22 protein-coding genes and 4 pseudogenes are annotated in these 19,321 nt (G+C 66.7%); 8 read left to right on the top strand and 18 right to left on the bottom strand.

Features of this window, described 5'->3' with window-relative positions:
- The 3 genes from StrepF001_RS41955 to StrepF001_RS41965 all read right to left on the bottom strand — a co-directional run.
- Positions 1 to 263, bottom strand: a 263-nt coding sequence (locus StrepF001_RS41955; RefSeq protein WP_129803350.1) for a LysR family transcriptional regulator, incomplete at its 3' end; no start/stop codon positions are given.
- Between the two features lie 137 nt (positions 264 to 400).
- Positions 401 to 643: a hypothetical protein gene (locus StrepF001_RS41960; protein ID WP_129803338.1), complete on the bottom strand. Its 243-nt coding sequence runs from the start codon at positions 641 to 643 to the stop codon at positions 401 to 403.
- Positions 644 to 990: 347 nt separating this feature from the next.
- Positions 991 to 2,730 carry a pyruvate dehydrogenase gene (locus StrepF001_RS41965; protein ID WP_129803339.1) on the bottom strand — a complete coding sequence of 580 codons (1,740 nt, stop codon included), beginning with the start codon at positions 2,728 to 2,730 and terminating at the stop codon, positions 991 to 993.
- A gap of 232 nt (positions 2,731 to 2,962) precedes the next feature.
- Between StrepF001_RS41965 and StrepF001_RS46065 the strand changes: the two genes are divergently transcribed.
- Complete coding sequence (locus StrepF001_RS46065; protein ID WP_165396553.1) at positions 2,963 to 3,103, top strand: hypothetical protein; 141 nt, start codon at positions 2,963 to 2,965, stop codon at positions 3,101 to 3,103.
- A 123-nt stretch (positions 3,104 to 3,226) separates the two neighbouring features.
- Here StrepF001_RS46065 and StrepF001_RS41970 read toward each other — a convergent pair whose 3' ends face one another.
- Positions 3,227 to 3,952 (bottom strand): flavodoxin family protein, encoded by a 726-nt coding sequence (locus StrepF001_RS41970; RefSeq protein ID WP_129803340.1) that lies wholly within the window; start codon positions 3,950 to 3,952, stop codon positions 3,227 to 3,229.
- A gap of 664 nt (positions 3,953 to 4,616) precedes the next feature.
- On the opposite strand from StrepF001_RS41970, the gene StrepF001_RS41975 reads away from it, so the two are divergent.
- Both StrepF001_RS41975 and StrepF001_RS41980 read left to right on the top strand, forming a co-directional pair.
- Entirely contained in the window at positions 4,617 to 5,183 is a 567-nt protein-coding gene (locus StrepF001_RS41975; RefSeq protein ID WP_129803341.1) for an NAD(P)H-dependent oxidoreductase, read from the top strand.
- 396 nt (positions 5,184 to 5,579) lie between these two features.
- The gene (locus StrepF001_RS41980; RefSeq protein WP_240797949.1) at positions 5,580 to 6,128 is read left to right on the top strand and encodes a hypothetical protein; all 549 of its coding nucleotides are present in this window, start codon (positions 5,580 to 5,582) and stop codon (positions 6,126 to 6,128) included.
- 263 nt (positions 6,129 to 6,391) lie between these two features.
- Here StrepF001_RS41980 and StrepF001_RS41985 read toward each other — a convergent pair whose 3' ends face one another.
- From StrepF001_RS41985 to StrepF001_RS41995, 3 genes and pseudogenes are all read right to left on the bottom strand, one after another.
- Entirely contained in the window at positions 6,392 to 7,345 is a 954-nt protein-coding gene (locus StrepF001_RS41985) for a DUF5996 family protein (RefSeq protein ID WP_129803342.1), read from the bottom strand.
- A 204-nt stretch (positions 7,346 to 7,549) separates the two neighbouring features.
- The gene (locus StrepF001_RS41990) at positions 7,550 to 7,996 is read right to left on the bottom strand and encodes a MarR family transcriptional regulator (protein WP_165396554.1); all 447 of its coding nucleotides are present in this window, start codon (positions 7,994 to 7,996) and stop codon (positions 7,550 to 7,552) included.
- 346 nt (positions 7,997 to 8,342) lie between these two features.
- A pseudogene (locus tag StrepF001_RS41995) lies at positions 8,343 to 9,002 on the bottom strand (NmrA family NAD(P)-binding protein); the annotation flags it as partial.
- Here StrepF001_RS41995 and StrepF001_RS49095 point away from each other — a divergent pair.
- Positions 8,989 to 9,207: a hypothetical protein gene (locus StrepF001_RS49095; protein WP_240797955.1), complete on the top strand. Its 219-nt coding sequence runs from the start codon at positions 8,989 to 8,991 to the stop codon at positions 9,205 to 9,207. The pseudogene StrepF001_RS41995 and the gene StrepF001_RS49095 overlap by 14 nt on opposite strands.
- A gap of 99 nt (positions 9,208 to 9,306) precedes the next feature.
- Here StrepF001_RS49095 and StrepF001_RS50345 read toward each other — a convergent pair.
- The 4 genes and pseudogenes from StrepF001_RS50345 to StrepF001_RS42010 form a co-directional block, all read right to left on the bottom strand.
- Positions 9,307 to 9,654: pseudogene (locus tag StrepF001_RS50345) on the bottom strand (NADP-dependent oxidoreductase); the annotation flags it as partial.
- On the bottom strand, positions 9,596 to 9,907 hold the full coding sequence (locus tag StrepF001_RS49105) for an alcohol dehydrogenase catalytic domain-containing protein (protein ID WP_240797950.1): 312 nt from the start codon (positions 9,905 to 9,907) through the stop codon (positions 9,596 to 9,598). The gene StrepF001_RS49105 and the pseudogene StrepF001_RS50345, both read right to left, overlap by 59 nt.
- Before the next feature lie 53 nt (positions 9,908 to 9,960).
- A complete protein-coding gene (locus StrepF001_RS42005; RefSeq protein ID WP_129803344.1) occupies positions 9,961 to 10,371 on the bottom strand; it encodes a (4Fe-4S)-binding protein in 411 nt (136 codons plus the stop codon).
- Positions 10,372 to 10,401: 30 nt separating this feature from the next.
- Complete coding sequence (locus StrepF001_RS42010) at positions 10,402 to 10,710, bottom strand: GNAT family N-acetyltransferase (protein WP_030354507.1); 309 nt, start codon at positions 10,708 to 10,710, stop codon at positions 10,402 to 10,404.
- A gap of 291 nt (positions 10,711 to 11,001) precedes the next feature.
- Here StrepF001_RS42010 and StrepF001_RS42015 point away from each other — a divergent pair, with 291 nt between their 5' ends.
- The gene (locus tag StrepF001_RS42015) at positions 11,002 to 11,469 is read left to right on the top strand and encodes a MarR family transcriptional regulator (protein ID WP_129803345.1); all 468 of its coding nucleotides are present in this window, start codon (positions 11,002 to 11,004) and stop codon (positions 11,467 to 11,469) included.
- Positions 11,470 to 11,797: 328 nt separating this feature from the next.
- Here the strand turns inward: StrepF001_RS42015 and StrepF001_RS42020 are convergent, their stop codons facing one another.
- From StrepF001_RS42020 to StrepF001_RS42030, 3 genes are all read right to left on the bottom strand, one after another.
- A complete protein-coding gene (locus StrepF001_RS42020) occupies positions 11,798 to 12,193 on the bottom strand; it encodes a nuclear transport factor 2 family protein (protein ID WP_240797951.1) in 396 nt (131 codons plus the stop codon).
- A gap of 2 nt (positions 12,194 to 12,195) precedes the next feature.
- Positions 12,196 to 12,507, bottom strand: a complete 312-nt coding sequence (locus tag StrepF001_RS42025; RefSeq protein WP_129803346.1) for a hypothetical protein — start codon at positions 12,505 to 12,507, stop codon at positions 12,196 to 12,198.
- A 146-nt stretch (positions 12,508 to 12,653) separates the two neighbouring features.
- Positions 12,654 to 13,643 carry a YafY family protein gene (locus StrepF001_RS42030; RefSeq protein WP_129803347.1) on the bottom strand — a complete coding sequence of 330 codons (990 nt, stop codon included), beginning with the start codon at positions 13,641 to 13,643 and terminating at the stop codon, positions 12,654 to 12,656.
- Between the two features lie 92 nt (positions 13,644 to 13,735).
- Here StrepF001_RS42030 and StrepF001_RS42035 point away from each other — a divergent pair, with 92 nt between their 5' ends.
- A complete protein-coding gene (locus tag StrepF001_RS42035; RefSeq protein WP_129803348.1) occupies positions 13,736 to 14,134 on the top strand; it encodes a VOC family protein in 399 nt (132 codons plus the stop codon).
- 55 nt (positions 14,135 to 14,189) lie between these two features.
- Positions 14,190 to 15,259: pseudogene (locus tag StrepF001_RS42040) on the top strand (IS481 family transposase).
- A gap of 46 nt (positions 15,260 to 15,305) precedes the next feature.
- On the opposite strand, the gene StrepF001_RS46750 reads toward StrepF001_RS42040, so the two are convergent.
- From StrepF001_RS46750 to StrepF001_RS42050, 3 genes and pseudogenes are all read right to left on the bottom strand, one after another.
- The gene (locus StrepF001_RS46750) at positions 15,306 to 16,100 is read right to left on the bottom strand and encodes a beta-lactamase family protein (RefSeq protein WP_240797952.1); all 795 of its coding nucleotides are present in this window, start codon (positions 16,098 to 16,100) and stop codon (positions 15,306 to 15,308) included.
- Positions 16,085 to 16,537: pseudogene (locus StrepF001_RS49110) on the bottom strand (serine hydrolase domain-containing protein); the annotation flags it as partial. The pseudogene StrepF001_RS49110 and the gene StrepF001_RS46750, both read right to left, overlap by 16 nt.
- A gap of 184 nt (positions 16,538 to 16,721) precedes the next feature.
- Entirely contained in the window at positions 16,722 to 17,432 is a 711-nt protein-coding gene (locus StrepF001_RS42050; RefSeq protein WP_346657020.1) for an SDR family oxidoreductase, read from the bottom strand.
- A gap of 189 nt (positions 17,433 to 17,621) precedes the next feature.
- On the opposite strand from StrepF001_RS42050, the gene StrepF001_RS49115 reads away from it, so the two are divergent.
- Positions 17,622 to 18,566, top strand: a complete 945-nt coding sequence (locus StrepF001_RS49115; RefSeq protein ID WP_240797953.1) for a helix-turn-helix transcriptional regulator — start codon at positions 17,622 to 17,624, stop codon at positions 18,564 to 18,566.
- A gap of 17 nt (positions 18,567 to 18,583) precedes the next feature.
- Here the strand turns inward: StrepF001_RS49115 and StrepF001_RS42060 are convergent, their stop codons facing one another.
- Entirely contained in the window at positions 18,584 to 19,195 is a 612-nt protein-coding gene (locus StrepF001_RS42060) for a LysE family translocator (RefSeq protein WP_129803349.1), read from the bottom strand.
- Positions 19,196 to 19,321 lie beyond the last annotated feature (126 nt).

Consider the following 19,321-nt stretch of genomic DNA (forward strand, 5'->3'; position numbering starts at 1 on the left):
CCGGGGCGCCGCGTGCCTCGCAGCCCGCCCCACACCTTGGCTACTGCATCGCCAGCGTCCCGCGCGACGTCCAGCGTGATCCGGGCACGAGGCAGCAGGGCCAGACCGGCATCGGTGAGCAGCACCCGTTTGGAGTTCCGGTCGAGTAGCCGCGCGTCCAACTCCCACTCGAGCGCGTTGGCGGCGACGGAAACAGCAGACTGGACGATGTGCAGCCGGGCTGCCGCCCTCGTGAAGTCCTGTTCCTCCCCACAGCAGTTCAGCTACCCCGCCATGCTGCCTGGCTCACCGACCCAACGCACACCCCGATTCCCCTTGACCAAAGGCGTAGGAGGCACGGGGACCCCCGTCTGGCGGCGCCTTAGCTCGTCCGGTCCACGGCGCCGACTTCCTATCCGCGCTACTCCGGTGGCTGCTTGACGATCCCGAGATCACTTTCAGCGTCGAAGCCGACGCGCTGGTGAGGAAGAGCGGCTGGGTGTGCGATGTCGGCGCCCAGGTCGAAAGCGGCAGTGGCGATCGAATCGGCTAGGTCCGCCTCCTGGTGCTGCAGCTTCGCCCGCTCATGATGTGTGCTCAGGAGATCAACGATTCTCCGGATCGGACCGTGACGGAGGTCAGGAGTCGACGTTTCCTCGCTCATGGATGGTGATCCCTTCCGTAGACCCCGCGCAGGGGTGATCGGTGACGTCTGAGTTCTCATCAGGTGTGACGACCGTTTCCAGGCGAGTCACTCCGTGCTGATGCGTCCCGGTGTAATCGTCACTGGAGCAAGCGACTACCGGTGTCCCTCCCACCTGGGAGCACGCCTGAATGCAGGCGGCGGGAGTGGCCGGCTTGTCACCGACAAGTCGGTGCCGGAAGTGTCTCGATGCGGCGTTCGCGACGAGCCCGGTGGCCGCCCACGGAGAGCTGGGCACAGTGATTGCGCTGGCGCTCGTCAGGTCGCTGGGGTCGTGAAACGGGGCCTCGACGAGGACGGCGAAAATCTCAGGGGCGGGGGACGTTTCGCAGGTTGGCGCGGGCCAGGTCGAGCATCTTGCCGACGCCACCGTCGAGCACTGTCCGGCCCGCAGCAAAGGCGAATCCCTTGACCTGGGCGGCCGAGATGTGCGGCGGGATCGACAGCGCGTTGGGATCGGTCACCAGGTCGACCAGGAACGGTCCGTCGTGAGCGAGCGCCCGCTTGAGCCCCTCGACGACATGCTCCGGGCGCTCGACGCGGATCGCCTCGATGCCCGCGCTGCGGGCGATCGCCGCGTAGTCCACCGGCTCGTGGTCGGTCTCATGCTCGGGCAGCCCCTCGACCAGCATCTCCAACTTCACCATGCCCAGGGAGGAGTTATTGAAGACGATCGTCTTCACCGGCAGATCGTGCAGCTTCACCGTGAGCAGCTCGCCCATGAGCATGCCCAGCCCACCGTCACCTGACATCGAGATCACCTGGCGGCCGGCATAGGCGAACTGCGCGCCGATGGCGTGCGGCAGCGCGTTGGCCATCGTGCCGTGCAGGAACGAACCGATCACCCGGCGCCGTCCATTGGGGGTCAGATAGCGCGCCGCCCAAACGTTGGACATGCCGGTGTCCACGGTGAACACTGCGTCGTCGGCGGCGAGTTCGTCCAGAACCGAGGCCGCGTACTCAGGGTGGATCGGGGTGTGCCGCTCAACGTCGTGGGTGTAGGCGGAGACCACCTTCTCCAGGGACTTGGCATGCTTGTGCAGCATCCGGTCCAGAAAGGTACGGTCCCGCTTCGCCTTGACCAACGGCAGCACAGCCCGGAGCGTCTCCCGGACATCGCCGTGGACCCCAAGTTCCAGCACAGTGCGACGGCCGAGGCGGCCCGCATCGTGGTCGATCTGCACGGTCCGTGCCTGCGGCAGGAAGTCGTTGTACGGGAAATCGGTGCCGAGCAAGACGACCAGGTCGGCCTCGTGCATCGCGTCGAAGCAGGCGCCGTAGCCCAGCAGACCGCTCATGCCCACGTCGTACGGATTGTCGAACTGGATCCACTCCTTGCCCCGCAGGGTGTGCCCGATGGGGGCGGTAGCCTTCTCGGCGAACGCCATGACCTCGGCGTGCGCGTCCCTCACTCCCCCACCGCAGAACAGCATCACCTTCCGTGCCGCGTTCAGCTTCTCGGCCAGCGCCCGAACCTGCATATCCGGCGCGACGACGCGACCACGCTCAGTGACCAGGTTGCTGCTTCCCGTCGGGTGAGTCGCCTCGTCGTGCGCAACATCGCCCGGTATCACCAGGACGGACACCGCGCTGTTGCCAAGGGCCCGCTGCATGGCGATCCGCAGAACCCGGGGCATCTGCTCGGGGGTGCCGATCATCTCGCAGTAGTCGCTGCACTCGGTGAACAGCCGTTCCGGGTGCGTCTCCTGGAAGAAGCCCGTACCGATCTGGTGGGACGGAATGTGCGAGGCGAGGGCCAGCACGGGCGCACCGGAGCGGTGCGCGTCGTACAGCCCCTGGATCAGATGTGTGTTTCCGGGGCCACAGCTTCCGGCACACACCGCGAGCCTGCCGGTCAGCTGCGCCTCTGCTGCCGCAGCAAAGGCGGCGGCCTCCTCGTTCCGTACATGCACCCACTCGATGCCGTCGGTGCGGCGCACCGCGTCAACCACCGAGTTCAGGCTGTCACCCACCACGCCATAGATCCGCTCCACGCCCCCCTGACGCAGAATGTCCACCATCTGCTGAGCCACAGTCAGATTCCGCATCTCCGGTTTTCTCCCCTCAGGCTGCACGCCTGTCCCACATCACTCTCGACAGCCTCAATATAGTTGATGCATCCACTTTAGAGGCATGGGCGCCGGGGGCTCGCCTCCCGAGGCGGCCCGAAGTGTGCCTCGATCGGGTTTGCCCAGGAGGCGTTGGTCGAACGGGCGACTCTGCCGCCGCAGAAGCCAAGCGGTGCCCGATGGGCGAGGCGGCTGCCGGCAGGGGCCGCCTGTGCGCAGCCGGGGTGCAGGGCGCGTCCTCCAGGACGGACGCGGAGGTGGAGCGGGAATCGCCGACCTGGCATGGATGGCCGGGGTGCACAACTACGCCGACCGGGTCCGCGACTGCGACGACCTCATCGAGCGCGGTTGACCCAACGAGAGCGGCAGCACCCGGTCTCCGGGTTCAACCCACGCCGGTCCGTTGGGGACAACGGAAAACCCCGTGGCTGGAACCGGCGTGCGCCGGGGATTGTTGTCCCAGAGCCGCGTGTGGTCAGCGGTGTTCAGGATTGGTGTTGTCGGGGTGACAACCGGCGTCCCAGGCCGAGCGCTGGTTGCCATAGGCCGGGAAGCCACCAGTGCTACGGATCATCGACGCGAGGTGGAGCAGGTTGTAGGTCATGAACGCGATGTTCCGGTTGGCGAAGTCGTTGTCCGGGCCGCCGGAACCTTCATCGAGGTAGGAGGGGCCCGGGCCGACCTCGCCGAGCCAGCCCGCGTCGGACTGGGGCGGGACGGTGAAACCGATGTGCTGCAGGCTGTAGAGGATGCTCATCGCGCAGTGCTTGAGGCCGTCCTCGTTGCCCGTGAGCAGGCAGCCACCGACGCGTCCGTAGTAGGCGTACTGACCCTGCTCATTGAGCACGCCGGAGTAGCCGTAGAGCCGCTCGATCACTCGGCGGGTCACTGAGCTGTTGTCACCGAGCCAGATGGATCCACCGATGACCAGGATGTCGACAGCGAGGATCCGGGGCAGCAGTGCGGGCCACTCGTCGGTGTCCCATCCATGCTCGGTCATGTCTGGGCGGACGCCGGTGGCGATGTCGTGGTCGACGGCGCGGATCTGGTCCACACTCACACCGTTCGCCTCCATGATCGCCACGCTACGGTCGATCACACCCTGGGTGTGACTGAGGTCGGGGGAACGCTTGAGAGTGCAGTTGATGTACATCGCGCGCAGCCCGGTGAAGTCAGGCTTGCCGTTCACGGGTACGTTCATGGGGATCCTTGCTTCCGGAACAGGACGCCGTCGATCTCGACGCCGGGGCAACGGCCGTACGCGTCCGCGCAGGCACCCCTGAGGCCGAACCGGCCAACCACCACGCTGAATCGGTTGACGTCGCACCCCAAACCGGCGCGGCCACCGCACAGAGACGGCCCGCGGCACCAGTAGCGGCCCGCCCCAATAGGTAGATGACGCGTCATCTACACTAGCACTAGAACTTGATGCGTCAACTAGACGTTGGTCCACGCCAGCGACTGGCTGCCGTCGGACGCATCTGGACTCCCCCTCTCACCAGGCCACCGGGTCACCAGGCGCCACCTGGTGAGACCCTGGCTTGGATGAGCGCCGCCGAGCGAGCCTCAGCACCGCCATATGGTTGATACATCATCTTATTGCTAGCATGGGAGCCAGCGCATCCGCTGAAGACGACCGCAGCCAGGAGATGTCTCTTGCAGTGCCCCCTCCTGGGCCGGGTCGGGTACGGAAGTTCCTCCAGGGAGCGCCGCGTGGGCAGACTCCGCTTGTCCGCCCAGATCCAGGTGCGCGGCGAGGCGGGGTGTCCGTGCCCTGAACGAAATTCTGGGGCCGTACCCCTCCCCCACACGTCCTGAACTCTCGTCCAGGACAGCACCACCATCCATACCCGTTAGGGAAATCCATGACCAGAATAGGCATCATCCTCGGCAGTACCCGCCCCAAGCGCAACGGCGAACAGGTCGCCAACTGGGTCTACGACAAGGCATCCCAGCGCGACGACGCCGAGTTCGAGCTCGTTGACCTCCGCGACTATCCGCTGCCGCACCTGGACGAGCCACTGCCCCCGGCCAAGAGGCAGTACCAGAAGGAACACACCAAGAAGTGGGCGGACAAGATCGCTTCCTTCGACGGGTTCGTGTTCGTCACCCCGGAGTACAACCACAGCACCTCCGGCGTACTCAAGAACGCCATCGACTTCCTCTACACCGAGTGGAACAACAAGGCTGTCGGCTTCGTGTCGTACGGAGGTGTCGGCGGTGCCCGAGCCGTGGAACACCTGCGACTGGTCGTCGGCGAACTTCAGATGGCCGACGTTCGCCAGCAGGTGGCCCTGTCCCTGAGGACCGAGTTCGAAGACTTCAGCATCCTCAAGCCCAGCGAGTACAGCGTGCAGGCCCTCGACACCCTGCTCGACCAGGTTGTCGCCTGGAGCCAGGCGCTGGCACCGCTCCGTACGGCCGCCGCCTGAGCCGTCCGGGAGGCCGGTCTCCCCCAGGTGCCGGGTCCAGTTCCGCCGGGCCCGGCGCCACGGCCGTATTTCTGTTGACCCGGATCACATCACCATCATCGACCCCTGGCCCCCACCGAGAGGTTGAGATCCATGCCCAATACTGACGGTTCCGTATTCCCCGTTCAGTCCGACGTCCTGGTTCGTCAGGCCGATCTGGGCCGCGACGGCTCTGCCGACGCGATCGGCGTGGCCCGCTGACTGGAGGACGCACGGATACGGCTACACCTGCGCCGCCTCGAACGACTCGTGGCCTCCGGCGGGTTCGATCCGTTCCAGATATTTCTTGTGAACCAGTGGATTGAGCGACTTCGTCCCGCCGGCCGGACAGGCGCCCGGGTCCAGGTCCACACCGGTGTGCGCCGCATCGGACAGTCGTCGTTCACCTACGAGCAGGCCGCCTTCATCGACGGCTGCCATGTAGCGAGCGGGGATGCCACCATCGTGCTCATCGGCGCAAGTGGCCCCCTCTCGCTTCCGGATGAGCTGGTCGAGGACCTCGATGAGTTGGCGTTGCCCGAGTCGAGCGCCGCACCCACGGTCCGACCGGGCCCGGAACGCAGCCAGCGGGACCACTATCCGTACTTCACCCCGCTGCTCGCGCGTATAGGGGATGTCGACTCCAACCAACACGTCAACTACATGGCCCTGGCCACCTATTACGACGAGGCGATCGCCGCGTTCGTGAAGCACGCGACGGGAACGGCCGGAACCGGTCCGGTACCGGACCTGCCTCCGCAGTCGTACCGAGTGCACTACCTCGGTGAGGTGACCTATCCCGGCCGTTACGAGAGAGGCGTCGTCATGCGCTCCGTCGGCACCGATTCCGTGTCCTACGAACTGGGTGTCTTCCGTGACAGCGAGTGCCTCGGGGTGGCCGAAGCTGTCGGGCCCGTGGCGATCTGAACGCCGAGTCCTTGAAGGCGTGGACCGGCTGACCGTGCTCTCGCCGATCGCCGACGTCGAGCCCCGTCACCGACCGCGGGCTTGCGCGGAGGACCGGATCCGGGCCGCCTGGGCCACCGGTCTGCGCAACCTGCCCCTCCACACAACAGCCCGGAACCATGCCGTTATGGACCTTCCCGAGCACTTCGGGTCGTGGAAGGGCGCCCACAACCGGCTGCGGATGTGGGCCGCCGACGTGGGAATGGACAACTTATCGATCTTGGTTACTTCGAAGCCCGCCGAGGCGAAGAAGTTCCGTCCCACCGGAAGGGGTCGTCTTCCAGCGCGGAGCGGTCCCATTGGCCGCGCACTGCGGCGGCTTCGTAGGTGGTGTGGAGAAACTCGGTGACAGCGCGGTCAGGGTCGGGCGCGGCGCGGACGGCCTCGTAGGGCAGAAGGAACTGCTTGAACTCAGAGCTGAAGTAGGCGCCATTGGGGCCGACCGGGTAATCGGCGAACCCGTCGGGTTCGGGGTAGGCGTAGGCGTAGAAGGCACCTTCCTCTCCACCGCCGGGCCAGAACCCGCAGCTGGACAGTTCCCGGGAGTAGCCCTCGACCATGACCCAGTCCCCGCAGTTGGGTGCGCCGCCGGGGTGCGGAGGAGCCGACCGCCCGGAGAAGCGGGTGCAGGCGAGATCCATCGCGCCCCAGAAGAAGTGCACCGGGCTGACCTTGCCGACGAAGTGCGACCTGAACTCGCCCATTACCCGATTGGCCTGCAGCAGCTGTCGCCAGAACAGGGCAGCCGCTTCGCCGTCGTAGGAGGCGTGGACGTGGTCCTCGGCAAAGGGGATCGCCGGCTCGACCTCGTTGGGGTGCGGATGGATCGGGGCCTCGATCCCGAGCTCATCGAGCGTGTGCAGGATCCGGGTGTAGAACTCAGCGACCGGCATGGGCCGGAGCGGGAAGCTTCGCGCGCCGCTGTCGCTGCTGCGGACTTCGAGCTGGTGGCCGACGAAGTCGAATTCGATCTCGAATGCCCCGGCGCGGTACGGGATGGTCGACGTCGTCAACCCGCGGGGGCTGACGTACAAGGTCACCTGCCACCAGTGGTTGATCAGGGGTGCGTGGGCCATCCGGATCTTGCCCACGATCTGGGTCCACATGTGCAGAGTGTCGCGGGTGGCGGTCCAGTCCGAGACCCGGAGGCTCGGCCAGTTCGTTGCTGGTGCGGTCATCGCTTCTCACATCCGACGCGAGGTGGAGCAGGTGGCGAACAGGGACAGTAACGTCCGCCGCCACCATGTAGATGATGCATCATCTACATTAACATCAGCACTTGACGTGTCAACTAGGCGCGCCTGCCCGTGCTCGCCGGGCCCTTCAACGCCACGCTCAAGCGCGAGGTAGGCCAGGGCCCATTCCGTCACAGGGCGGTCGGGTCACTCCCCCCGAGCATCCAGGTTCGCGATGATCCTCTCGGCAATGGTGCGCAGTTGCGTGACCTCGGTCGCGGTGAGGCCGGAGAGCACTGTGTCACGGGCGAAGACGTCCTGCAGCGGCAGCACTCGCTCCACGAGGTCGAGGCCACGACGCGTGAGGACGGCCTGGTAGGCACGGCCCTTTTCAGGAGTGTCCTCGCGACGGAGCAATCCGGCAGCCTCGAGTGTTCGGAGTGCATGTGACAGCCGGCTCTTGTGGAACCGCAGCGCCCGGCTCAGTCGGGTGAGGCCCATCGTGTACCGATCCGCGCCGGCGAGCAACGCGAGAATCTTGAAGTGGCTGTGCGGGATGCCGGCATCGTCCTGCGTCTTTCGCTCGAGCTCGGCTTCGACCAGGTGCGCGAGAATCACCAGTGACTGCCAGTTCTCCCGCTGCTCCTGCGACACCCGGGGCGTGGCGACCTCGACCGATTCGGCCTGAGAGCGGGCCCGCTCCCGCCCGCTCGGCCGCGGCGACGTGAGTTCAGACAATCGGTCATCCACCTCTCCCGGCCTGCCAAACGACCGAGCCTTCGTACTGTGAGTCCCTAGTGAGTTGCGAGTTCAACTCACTAGTACAACCACCCTGCCGAGAGAAGTCTAGTCCTGCCAACCCATCTGTCCCGTGACCGGAACAGCCCACCGCGATCCCAAAGCAGCGCGCAGGTCACCTAACCACGGAGGGCGACCGCGGGCTCCGGAGTGGCCAGCCACCGTCCGCCCACCACGGCCGGGCTCACCCGGAAGGGCCTCGTCAGCGCGGGGCAATGCCCCTGTCCGAGGAACGGAGCGCCTCATCGAGGAGGCCCGCACCAGGGCCTGCCAGCCAGCGGTCGAAGCGCAGCAGGAAGGGAAACTCCGCGCGCAACGCGTCGAGGTTCGCGTTCCCCGCCAGCCTGCCGTCGTCCACAAGTGCTTCCAACTTGCCGAGGACCTCGTCCTGTCCCGGCAGCGTCGTCGGCAGACGGCTGTAGCTGATCGTCTGGCCGGCGGCCCGGGTCAGATTCTCGGCCAGGGCATTGCCGGTGAGAGCGTCACCGGCAATCTCCATGGTGCGACTGGCGTAGCGGTCGGGTGAGCCGAAGACCACGGCGACGATGCGGCCGATGTCGCGTACTGCGATGAACTGCATGGCCTGGTCCGGGCGCATCAGGAAGGACAGGTGCCCCCGGTCGAGGCCCATTTCGGGGGTCACCAGGAGCTCCATGAACGTGGCCGGCCGAATGATGGTGCCGGCGATGTCCAGATTCCGGACATGGGCCTCGATACGGCTCTTGGTGTCGAGATGGTCCACGCCCGTTGCCGAACCCGCGGTGATCGCCGAACTGTAGACGAGGTGGGCGACGCCGCAGCGCTCGGCGATCTCGGCCACCGCCGCGCCGAAGCGGACCTCGTCCTCGTTGGTCACGTCGGCGTCGGCCTGGCCGGAGTTCGGCTGGACACTGAAGACGCCGTGGGCGTCGGAGAAGGCCGAGGGGGTAGGTACCCGCGATGGGCATCTGCAGCCGTCCCGCCTCGATGAGGGCGAGGATGTCGCCGAGCGCTCGGGGACCCCCCGCTCCCGGCTCGGTCATGTGCACCTGGATTCCGGTGTCCGCGGCGTCGAAGGCCACGAGTGACAGGACGCGTGTCGGACCGCCGGCGAGTTCGATCGAGTCCGGGATTTCACCGCGACCGGAGGCGTCGAGGACCGCGTCGACTCCGTGGGGGGAAATCGCTCGTACGCGGTCGACCAGGCCCTTGCCATAGGTGACCGGTTCCACGCCGAAAGAGCGGAGCTGTTCATGGTTGCGTTCGCTCGCGGTGCCGATGACACGTACACCGCGGGCGACGGCCAGCTGTACGGCGAACGTGCCCACGCCACCGGCCGCGGCATGGACCAGCAGCGTCTCCCCCGTGGAGATCTTCAGCTTGTTGAGGACCTCCCAGGCGGTGATACCCGAACCGGCCGGCGTTGCGGCAACTTCCCATGGGACGGAGGCCGGCTTGGCGACCAGTGCAGCGGGGTCAGCGAGCGCCGACTGTGCGTAGGAGGGTGTGATGGAAGCCCCCCAGCACCTCGTCACCGATGCTGAAGGCGGTCACGCCCTCGCCGACCTGGTCGACTACACCGGCCACGTCGGAGCCGAGGCCGCCCGGGAGATCGACGGGCATCACCTGGCGCATGAAGCCGTGCAGGATCTTCCAGTCGATCGGATTGACACCTGCGGCGCGCACCGCGAGCCGTACCTGCCCCGGGCCCGCGGTGAGCGACGGAACATCGACGACACTCAGCACGTCAGCGGTGCCGTACTCGGAGAACTGCACTGCAGGGGACATCTGCTCAGCTCCAAGATCTTGCGTGTTACACGCGGGAAGCGGGCACGGCCGTGTCACTGACCGCAGGGCCCCGCGTGGTCGCAGTACGGCTGGAGGCGGCTCTGTCCGCAGCCGCACAGCATGACCCTGGTCTCGGCGCGCGCGCCTTGCGGCGTGTCCACACTCAGCTCCCCGCGCACGGTCAGCTGCCCGGTGGCACTGCGGGTGATCGTGGTGGGCCGGTCGGGGGTTTCCGTCCCGCCCTCCACGAGTTCGTACTGGAGCGCGCCCGAGGGACAGCGCCGCACCACCTCCGCCAGGCGCTCGACCGTAGTCTTGTCCGGCTGGATCCACGGTCGCTTCGCCGGGTCGAACACCTCGGGCAGGCCATGGACGCATTCGGCGGCGTGCAGGCAGCGCCTCGCCTCGAAGGTCACCGTGATCGACTCCGTCTGGTATGCCTTCTGCTCGGATTCGCCGCTCATGCCCGCCTCCGTTCCTGCCGTGCTCGGCTTTCAGTCACTGACCTTGCTGCGGGACTGGTACAGCAAGTCCTGGTACTCGGGGTGCCGGCTGATCCAGCCCGCGAAGAAGGGACAGGTGGCCAGCACCCGCAGGTTCGCGGCGCGTGCCTCGTCAAGGGCTGTACGGACCAGCGCGGACCCGACTCCCGCGCCCTCGTACTCCGCCTCGACCTCGGTGTGCACGAACGCAACGAGTTCCGTCGTACGGATGTATTCCGCGACGCCCGCCACCTTGGACTCTCCGTCGACACGGGCCTCGTAGCGCTTCGCCTCGGGCACGTCGCTCACTTCGACCGTCATGTGTCCTCCTTGTGGGGTCTGATCCCGCTCAACTCGGCAGAATCCCGTCAGCCAGGACATCAGCCTAGCCCCACAACGTTGATGCATCAACTTAACCCTCGACGAGGGCGTCCGCAGCGCAGCGCGAGCACGGGGTGCCGGCCTCCGGACCTGCAGGAAACACGGCTCGCACCACTCGCCGGCCGGATGTGAACCGAAGCATCCTGGTCACAATGCACGCGGCCTCGCTGAGGGTTGCATCGCCGCCACCGCCAGTAGATGAGCTGTCAACGATTTCGTTAGACTGCCCTCATGGACGCACAGCCGCGCTGGCTCGACCCAGAACAGAAGGCCGCCTGGGACAGCTTCATCCGAATGCAGGAGACACTCATCGGACGGCTGTCCCGACGCGTCCAGGCCGACTCCGGAATGTCAGCAGCCGACTACATCGTGCTCGTCAGCCTCACCGAAAGAGGCAACGGGCGGATGCGCTTCCTGGAGCTGGCCAAACTCGTGGAGTGGGAGAAGAGCCGGATGTCCCACCAGGTCACGCGGATGGCGAAACGCGGGCTCGTGGCCAGGGAGGAGTGCGCCGACGACGGACGCGGAGCATTCATCGTCGCCACCCCGGCCGGCTACAAGGCGATCGAAGAGGCCGCACCCCAGCACGTCGAGCACGTCCGCCGCCTCTTCATCGACGCCCTGACCCCGAACCAGCTCAAAACATTCGGCCGGCTCTCCCAGCGCATCCTGGACCACATGGAGAAGCAGCTGGACTGACCGGGAGGGCGGATGCGACTGCCTGAATCACGAGAGGTCAGCCCTGCGCCGACCCGAAGGGACGCCCTGGTGCACGGGGCTGCCGACCAATGGGGGTTTCCCTCCTCTCCTCCCACGCCAGGACTGGAAGGGCACAGGGTTAGCTGAGCTTTCACCCAGAACCCTAGGGCAACATGGTTGACCTGTCAACCTCTGAGGATCAGGGCAGAGGTAGCCGCACGTCGGCCGCCCTTGGCGGCGGCAGGCCGGCCAGGGTCCGGCCCAACCACTCTCTGGCGCTCTCCGCGCAGGCGGCGGCGAGTCCAGCGCCGGGCGGGCGCTGCCGGGGCTACACCATTGTGTTGCCGTTGGCAGATTCTTCGGGAGAGACGATGTCCTGGACGACGTCCCAGTGTTCCACGATGCGTCCGTTGTCCAGCCGGAAGATGTCGACGATGGCCACGGGGTTCGGGGCCCAGCCGTGGACGATGCTGTGGGTGAAGACCAGATCGCCCTGGGCGGCGATCCGCTGCGGTTCCCAGGAGAAGCCCTCCAGGTTGGGAACGACATTGCGCAGGGTGTCGAGCCCATTGGGCATCTGCGGGCTGTGCTGAATGTAGGGCTCAGCCCAGTATCGATCTATCGCGGTGAGGTCCTTGTCGGCGAACAACTCCCGCATGGCGGTGAGTACGATGTCGACGTTGCCTTTTGCCTGATCGTCCTGCGCGGCGGTGTACTGGGCCACGGTCAGGCCTCCTTGATCGTTCCGGTGAGATGATAGAGCTTGCCGTCGACGGTCACGTTGGAATACAACGTCCCGTTTTCAAAGTCCTCCAGGTGCGTCACCGTGGCCCCGCTCGCCTCGGTCCAGGAGTTCAGATAGACGCCTTCGCGGATCTCCCGCAGGTTCAGAGCCACCGTTTCGGCGTGACCGTCAGGGGCGAGCCCCGCCCCGTGCACCACCACGAAGCTGCCCTGGGTCGGCGAGTCGAAGGTGAAGCGCACCTTCAGATCGCCGAGGTCGAAGCGGTAGCTGCGGCCGGTCAGTTGGTTGGTCATGACACGTCCTCCAGACAGAGGATCACATCCTCGATGGCGAGTTGAAGTTTCAACTCACGGCCGATGTTTGCGCAAGTCTTCTGAGACGTGGAACACACTCAAGTGCTCCGCTAATTGTGGCGTCTCATGACATTGGTTCCCTGCTGTCAGCCTTGACGGGCGCAGGATGCGAGGCGGTCGGCGAGCGCGATGACGAGGTTGCGCAGTTCATCGGGGCGCTCGATGACGAACGGCCGGTCAAGTGAGGCGAGTACCGGCGGCAACCAGTCGAGCTTTTCCGCCCGAAGCTCGACTCGCAGCCAACGCTCGGTCGCCGGATTCGCGCCTGCCGCGGGCGCAGGCTCCTCCAGGCTCGCAACGCTGGCCGGAAGGCGGGCGCGGATCTGATCGACCGTTCCGTGGATCCGCAAGATCACCTCATACCGGTACTCAGCCGTGGCGAACCCTGACAACACGCGCTGTGCCGGATCAAGTCCGGCGGGCGCCTCGAATGAGCCGGGTAGGGTCCTTGCGGCCGCGATGCGATCGAGCCGGAAGGTCCGGTCCTCGCCGATCTCGGGGTCCGTGCCCGTGACGTACCACCGGCCCGAATGGGCGACGATCCCGTACGCGTGCAGCGGGCGTTCGCTGCGTCGGCCGTCGCGGTCGGTGTACCTGATCGAGACCGGTCGTCGGTGGCGCACCGCATCGGCGACAGTGAGCAGTACCTCGGCGTCCGGATTTGCGAACTCGCCGGGCGGAGCCGTGAACGCGAGGGATTCCAGGACCGTGTCGAGCCTGCGGGCCAAGCGCTCGGGCAGCACCCTGCGGATCTTGGCCGCTGCCGTCTCGCTCGCCGTATCCGCCGTCGTCATCAGCCCCCCTCGGCGGCCGGCGACCAATCCGAGTAGCACAGCAAGCGCCTCGTCATCGCTGAGCATGAGCGGAGGCAAGCGGTATCCGGAGGCGAGCCGGTACCCGCCGTAGCGGCCCCGCACCGCCTCCACCGGCACGTCGAGGTCGATCAGCTGGTCCACATACCGCCGCACGGTCCGCCCGTCGACGCCGAGCCGGTCGGCGAGTTCAGCCACCGTCCGGATGCCGCCCGACTGCAGCAGCTCCAAGAGAGTCAGCACGCGCCCGGTAGGTCGAGACATGTCCAGAGCCTAACGCGAATACCGGACCGATTCTGTCCACTATTTGTCCTAGCCTGCGAAGTACAGCGGCTCCATCAACCAGGGAGAACACCATGGACTTCGTCTCGATCCGCATCATCACCAGCGACGTCGCGCGCCTCGTCGAGTTCTACGAGAAGGCGACAGGGGTGCTGGCGACCTGGGCCACCGAGGACTTCGCCGAACTCAATACCCCCAACGCCACCCTCGCGATCGCCAGCACCCGCACCGTCCCACTGTTCGCTCCGGATTCCGCCCGCCCGGCGGACAACCACAGCGTGATCATCGAGTTCCTCGTCGACGACGTGGACCGCGTGCACGGGAACCTGACCGGCCTTGTCACCGACTTCGTCAACGAGCCCACCACGATGCCCTGGGGCAACCGGTCGCTGCTCTTCCGCGACCCCGACGGCAACCTCGTCAACTTCTTTACCCCGGTCACCCCGGCCGCCACCGAGAAGTTCGCTCGTTGACGTTGACGCCAGACACAGTCGCCCGCGCGGGAGCCATGGGATCCCAGGGCTCCCGATGAACGCGTCCGAGCAGCCCAGGGGCGCCAAAGGCAGGGGGCACCGCAACGCACCGCTGACCCCCGAGGGGCGTCTGCGGTTGTGCCGCGGGTCGACTCCGGACGGCCGATCGCACACGTCGCTGCCGAGGCCGGGATATCGCGTCGCTGTCTGGCCAAGTGGCACGCCCGCTGGCGGACGCACGGCGAGAACGGACTGATCGACCACTCCTCACGGCCAGTCACGAGCCCGGCCCGCACCGCGGAGGACATCGCGGATCTGGTGGAAGCGCTGCGGCGGCAGACCAAACACGGGCCTGCCCGGCTCGCCGCCGACCTGGAGCGGCTGCACGGCATCACCGTGGCGCCGGCCACCGTGCACCGAATCCTCGTCCGCCGCGGGCTCAACCGGCTGCGTGACCTCGACCCGCCCACCGGCGAGCGGCTGCGCGAGGTCATCCGCTACGAGCACGAGCACCCCGGCGACCTGATCCACCTCGACATCAAGAAGCTCGGGCGCATCCCCACCGGCGGCGGCCGGCGCATGCACGGGGTCGGCACCGATGCCGCTCGCGCCTCCAAACGCACCGGTCCCGGCACCGGCAAGGTCGGCTACACCTACCTGCACACGGCGATCGACGACCACTCCCGGCTCGCCTACACCGAGGCCCTGGACGACGAACGCGGCGTCACCGCGGCGGCGTTCTGGCACCGCGCCGTCGCGTTCTTCGCCGCCACGAAACAGCGTGTCCTCACGGACAACGGTGCCTGCTACCGATCACAGACCTGGGCCGCCGCTCTCGCTGCGGCCAGCATGAAACACAAGCGCACGCGCCCCTACACCCCCAGAACGAACGGGAAGGTCGAACGCTTCAACGACACCCTCTCCCGCGAGTGGGCGTATGTCCGCGACTACGCCTCCGAGCGTGAACGCCGCATCGCCCTCGCCAACTTCCTGAACTACTACAACCACGAGCGGCCGCACGCCGCCCTCGGTGGCCGACCCCGATCAGCCGGACCACCGGCAGTGAGTACCGAGTCGTCTTCGCCCAGCCGCCAGAACCGATCAACGCCTTCCCGGAGCAGCTGACGTTCGAGGACTTCGTGTAACCAAGGTCCCAAGACACCACAGCTAATCAGAGGCCAGACCCCCCGGAGGCCGGGTCGGGCCGCTGAGGCCGCTCGCCGAGGACCCGCGCGAAGAGCGTCTCCCGCAGGGCCACTTCACGAGGGTCGTCCCAAAGCCGGAAGCCAGTGCGGTTCATCGCGTACGCGAAGCCCGTACCGGTGTCCGGGTCTGCGAAGGCGAATGACCCGCCCAGGCCCATCGTCCCGAAGGCCCGGTCCGACTCGGAGCCGAACCTGAACGCCGGGAACGGCTTGACGTACCCCAGGGAGAACCTCGTCTCGACGCGCAGCACCTCGTCGAACAGTCCGTTCGTCGGAGGTGGGGCAGCGACGCGCAACACGTCCATCGTGGCATCGGTGAGACCCAGGGCGGCGCCGCCGGTCGCCACCTCGCCGTAGAGCTTGGCGATCGACCGCACCTGGCCGACGCCGTTGGCCGCCGGAATCTCCGCGGCCTGCACATCCGGCCGGTTGAAGTTCTCCACGGTGCCCAGCACCCGCGGATTGCCGAACGCCCTGGCGGTCAAGCTCCGTGGGTTCGCGTATGCCCGGACGAATGATGCCGGCATCGCCCTCAGGTGCAGCATCATCTCCCAGGAGCGAAATCCGTGGATACGGGCGACCCGATCGCGATCAGTGTCCTGCGGCAGGCCGAAGTGGAAGTCGAGGCCGAGCGGCGTCGCGACCTCGTCGGCGAAAAATCGCCCGATACGCCGTTCTCCAGGGTCGATCCGGCTGATGAGCTCGCTCTCGTACCAGCCCAATGACTGGCCGTGGTAGCCGTGCCGGGTGCCCGGCTCCATGCCGGACGCTGCTCGGCAAGAGCCGTGGCGAGGGTGCGGGAGCCAGTCAGGTCGCCGAGCCCGAGCGGCCGGTCGATCACCGCCAGCCCTGCCTGATGGGCGAGCAGCTGACGGACGGTGACATCGCCCTTGCCGGCGACGGCGAACTCGGGCCAATAGGCCGCCACACGCTCATCGTGGTCGAGCAGACCACGTGCGTGCAACACCGCGAGCGCCACTGCTGCCACGCCCTTGGACGTCGAGAAGACCGGCACCATCGTTTCCGCCTCCCAGGGGAGACGGTTGCGGCCGTCCCGGTAGCCGCCCCAGAGGTCCACGACCTTCCGCCCGCCGTGGTAGACGACGCAGGCAGCGCCGATCTCGTTACGTACGGCGAAGTTCTCGCGAAAGGCGTCGGCCACTGCGCCAAAGCCTTCATCCACGTCACCGCGAACCATGCGGCCTGGTACATCGAGCTTGAAGACCACTACTTCCCCTTCATTTCGCGGCTCCCACGCTGGTGCGTGGGGTGACCTGCTGGTGTGGATTCGAGGCGTCGCAGCTGCACGCCGAGGGCGCGGGTCGCCGATTCGGTCGCGGCGACGCTGCCCCCTCCAAGGGGGAAGCCGTGGTCGCGTCGCGTCAGCGGAAGAGATCGGTTTGGCCGTTCGACGCGGTCAGGCCACCATCGACGGCGATGTGCGCGCCGTTGACGTACGAGGCGCCGGAGCTGGCAAGGAACGCCACGACAGCGGCCACCTCGGCGGGATCGCCGGGCCGGCCCATGGGCACCCGGTCGTCGAACCGGTCGCGCAGCGGCGTGCCTTCGGCGAGCGCTGTCCGGATCTCCTCGCGGCTGGTCGTCACACCGGGATGGACCACGTTGACCCGGATCTCCCGGCCGTGGTCGAGGGCCATCGCATTGGTCAGATTGGCCACCGCTCCCTTGGTCGCGTTGTAGGCGGCCTGCGTCCAGTCACCGCGCACGCCACCAACGGATCCGATGTTGACGATGCACCCGCGGACCGCGCGCAGGTGGGGCAAGGCCGCGCGGGAGGCAAAGAACAGGCCGTCGACGTTCACGCTCATCATGGCGCGATAGGCATCCTCGCTCGTGCTCTCCACGGTGCCCGGCTGGGCCAGCCCCGCGTTGTTGACGAGGACGTCCAGATGCCCGAACCGCTCGGCCACCCCGTCCATGAGTGCGGTGACGGCGGCCAGGTCGGAGACGTCGCCGACCCACGGGTGCATGTCACCCCCCTCCGGGCCGCTCTCGATGGCCTGGCGCAAGGTCGATTCGGTACGCCCCACCAGTACTGTGGTGTATCCGTCGGCGGCGAAGCGGTGCGCGATATGGACGCCTAGGCCTCCCCCCCGCGCCGGTGATCACGGCCACGCGGCTGTTCTGGTCGTTCACCAAGTCCTCCTGATGTGTGGGTGCTTCGAACACTAGGAAGATCACGGAAGTCTCGGCATGCATCAGGGCGACAACCAACCGGAACATCGGCGACAAACACATCCTGAGAGCAGACTCGTAGGACGATGGACGACAACAAGACGGCATCCTTCTCGCTCGACTCACGCCGTGCGGCCACGACCGGTCGGGACGACTTCGAGCAGAGCTGGCGTACCCATGTCGGAGATGAGTTCCCCCTCCCCCGGTTCAGCGCGGCGACAGCGACCGACTTCCGGGTGCGCTTCCGTGCCGCCAGGGTGCGCGACGTGGCCATCACCAGCGTGGACGGGGCGTCGGCAGCGCGGACGGCGGACGGACCGAGTCATGACGCCGATCAGGTCCGCCTATGGCTGGTGCACAGCGGAGCCTGGGCGCTGGGCAGCAAGCGAAACACTGTGGAACACACCGTGGTGGCGGGACGTTTCCTACTGCGGCATGCCGCGCGGATGCATCACTTCGCTCTCCCGCCCCACACGAGAGCGCAGTGCATCGTATTGCCGGCTGCTCCCTTCTCTCTTCTACTCGGTGGCCGCGAAGTCGCCGGTCACGCCGACGCCGCCGAGGTACGCCTCCTGGTGGCGCACGCCAACATGGTTGAGGAGGCGCTGCCTGATCTGAGCCCGGCCGGTGTCCAGGCCGCGCGAGACACGCTGGTCGAGTTGGCCACCGCGGTGACGCACCACGGCTTCGACGATGTGAATACCCACCTTGCCCCGGCCCTCGCTCAGGCGGCGAAGAACCTCGCAGAGCAGCGACTCGCCGACGCTGATCTCTCGCCGGCGATGCTGGCCCGGGAGCTGAACGTTTCTGTGCGTACTTTGCAGCGCGCGTTCGCGGCGGGTGGGGAATCGGTGACCGCCTACATCCGGGAACGGCGCTTGGAGTTGGCCAGGCAGGCGCTGTTGGCGTCTCGGCTGGCCGTCTCGGAAATCGCCGCGCACTGGCAGTTCGCCGACAGCAGCCACTTCAGCCGCGCCTTCAAGCGGCGCTATGGACTCACACCCACCGAGTACGCCCGGCAGAACACCTGATCAGAGGCGGACCGCCGTCAAACACTGCTCACAGCCAACGCACCCGCAAGCGCGAGGATGCAGATTCCCGAAAGCTGGTCGACCCGACGAGCGATCGATCCCTTGTGCGACCGAAGCCGCCATCGAAGGATTCTCCCGGCTCCGACGTAGAGGCCGCCAATGACGGCTTCAACGCCCATGTAGGCCAGGCCTAGAAGAGCAATGTGCAGTTCCGCATCCCGTCCGCCGCTCGTGAATTGAGGGAGGAGTGCCGCGAAAAGCAGAAGCGCTTTGGGGTTGGTTATGGCGACCATAAATTCCTGGCGAGGGATCCGCCATCGACCGGTGCGGCCCTCTTCGTCCTCGACCACAGAAGCGGTCTCCGGCTTGCTTCTCAGTGCTGCCACACCAATCCAGGCCAAATATGCTATTCCACTCCATTTTATTACGGTCAGCACACCGGGAGACTGTGCAAGGGCCGCGCCGAGACCCAGTACGACGATGCCGATCAGCAGAGTGAAGGCAGCGAGGCGCGCGAGGATGCCGACAAGAGCCCAGGAAGCGCCGGATCGGATGGCGTTACTCAGGCCCAACAGCTGGTTCGCTCCAGGGATTATGGATATCAATACGGCAGAGGGGAGGAAGTCCATCCAATAGATCACGCCCCAGCATCGGGCGTGTGGCTGATCCTGGGGACGGCGGCACCGCGAGATATTGATCACGCAGTACGACAAACTTTCAGTCAAAGACAGTGAGCCCTTTCAGCGTTGACGCTC

The sequence above is a fragment of the Streptomyces sp. F001 genome (assembly GCF_004187715.1).
In the GTDB taxonomy this organism is placed as follows: domain Bacteria; phylum Actinomycetota; class Actinomycetes; order Streptomycetales; family Streptomycetaceae; genus Streptomyces; species Streptomyces flavusporus.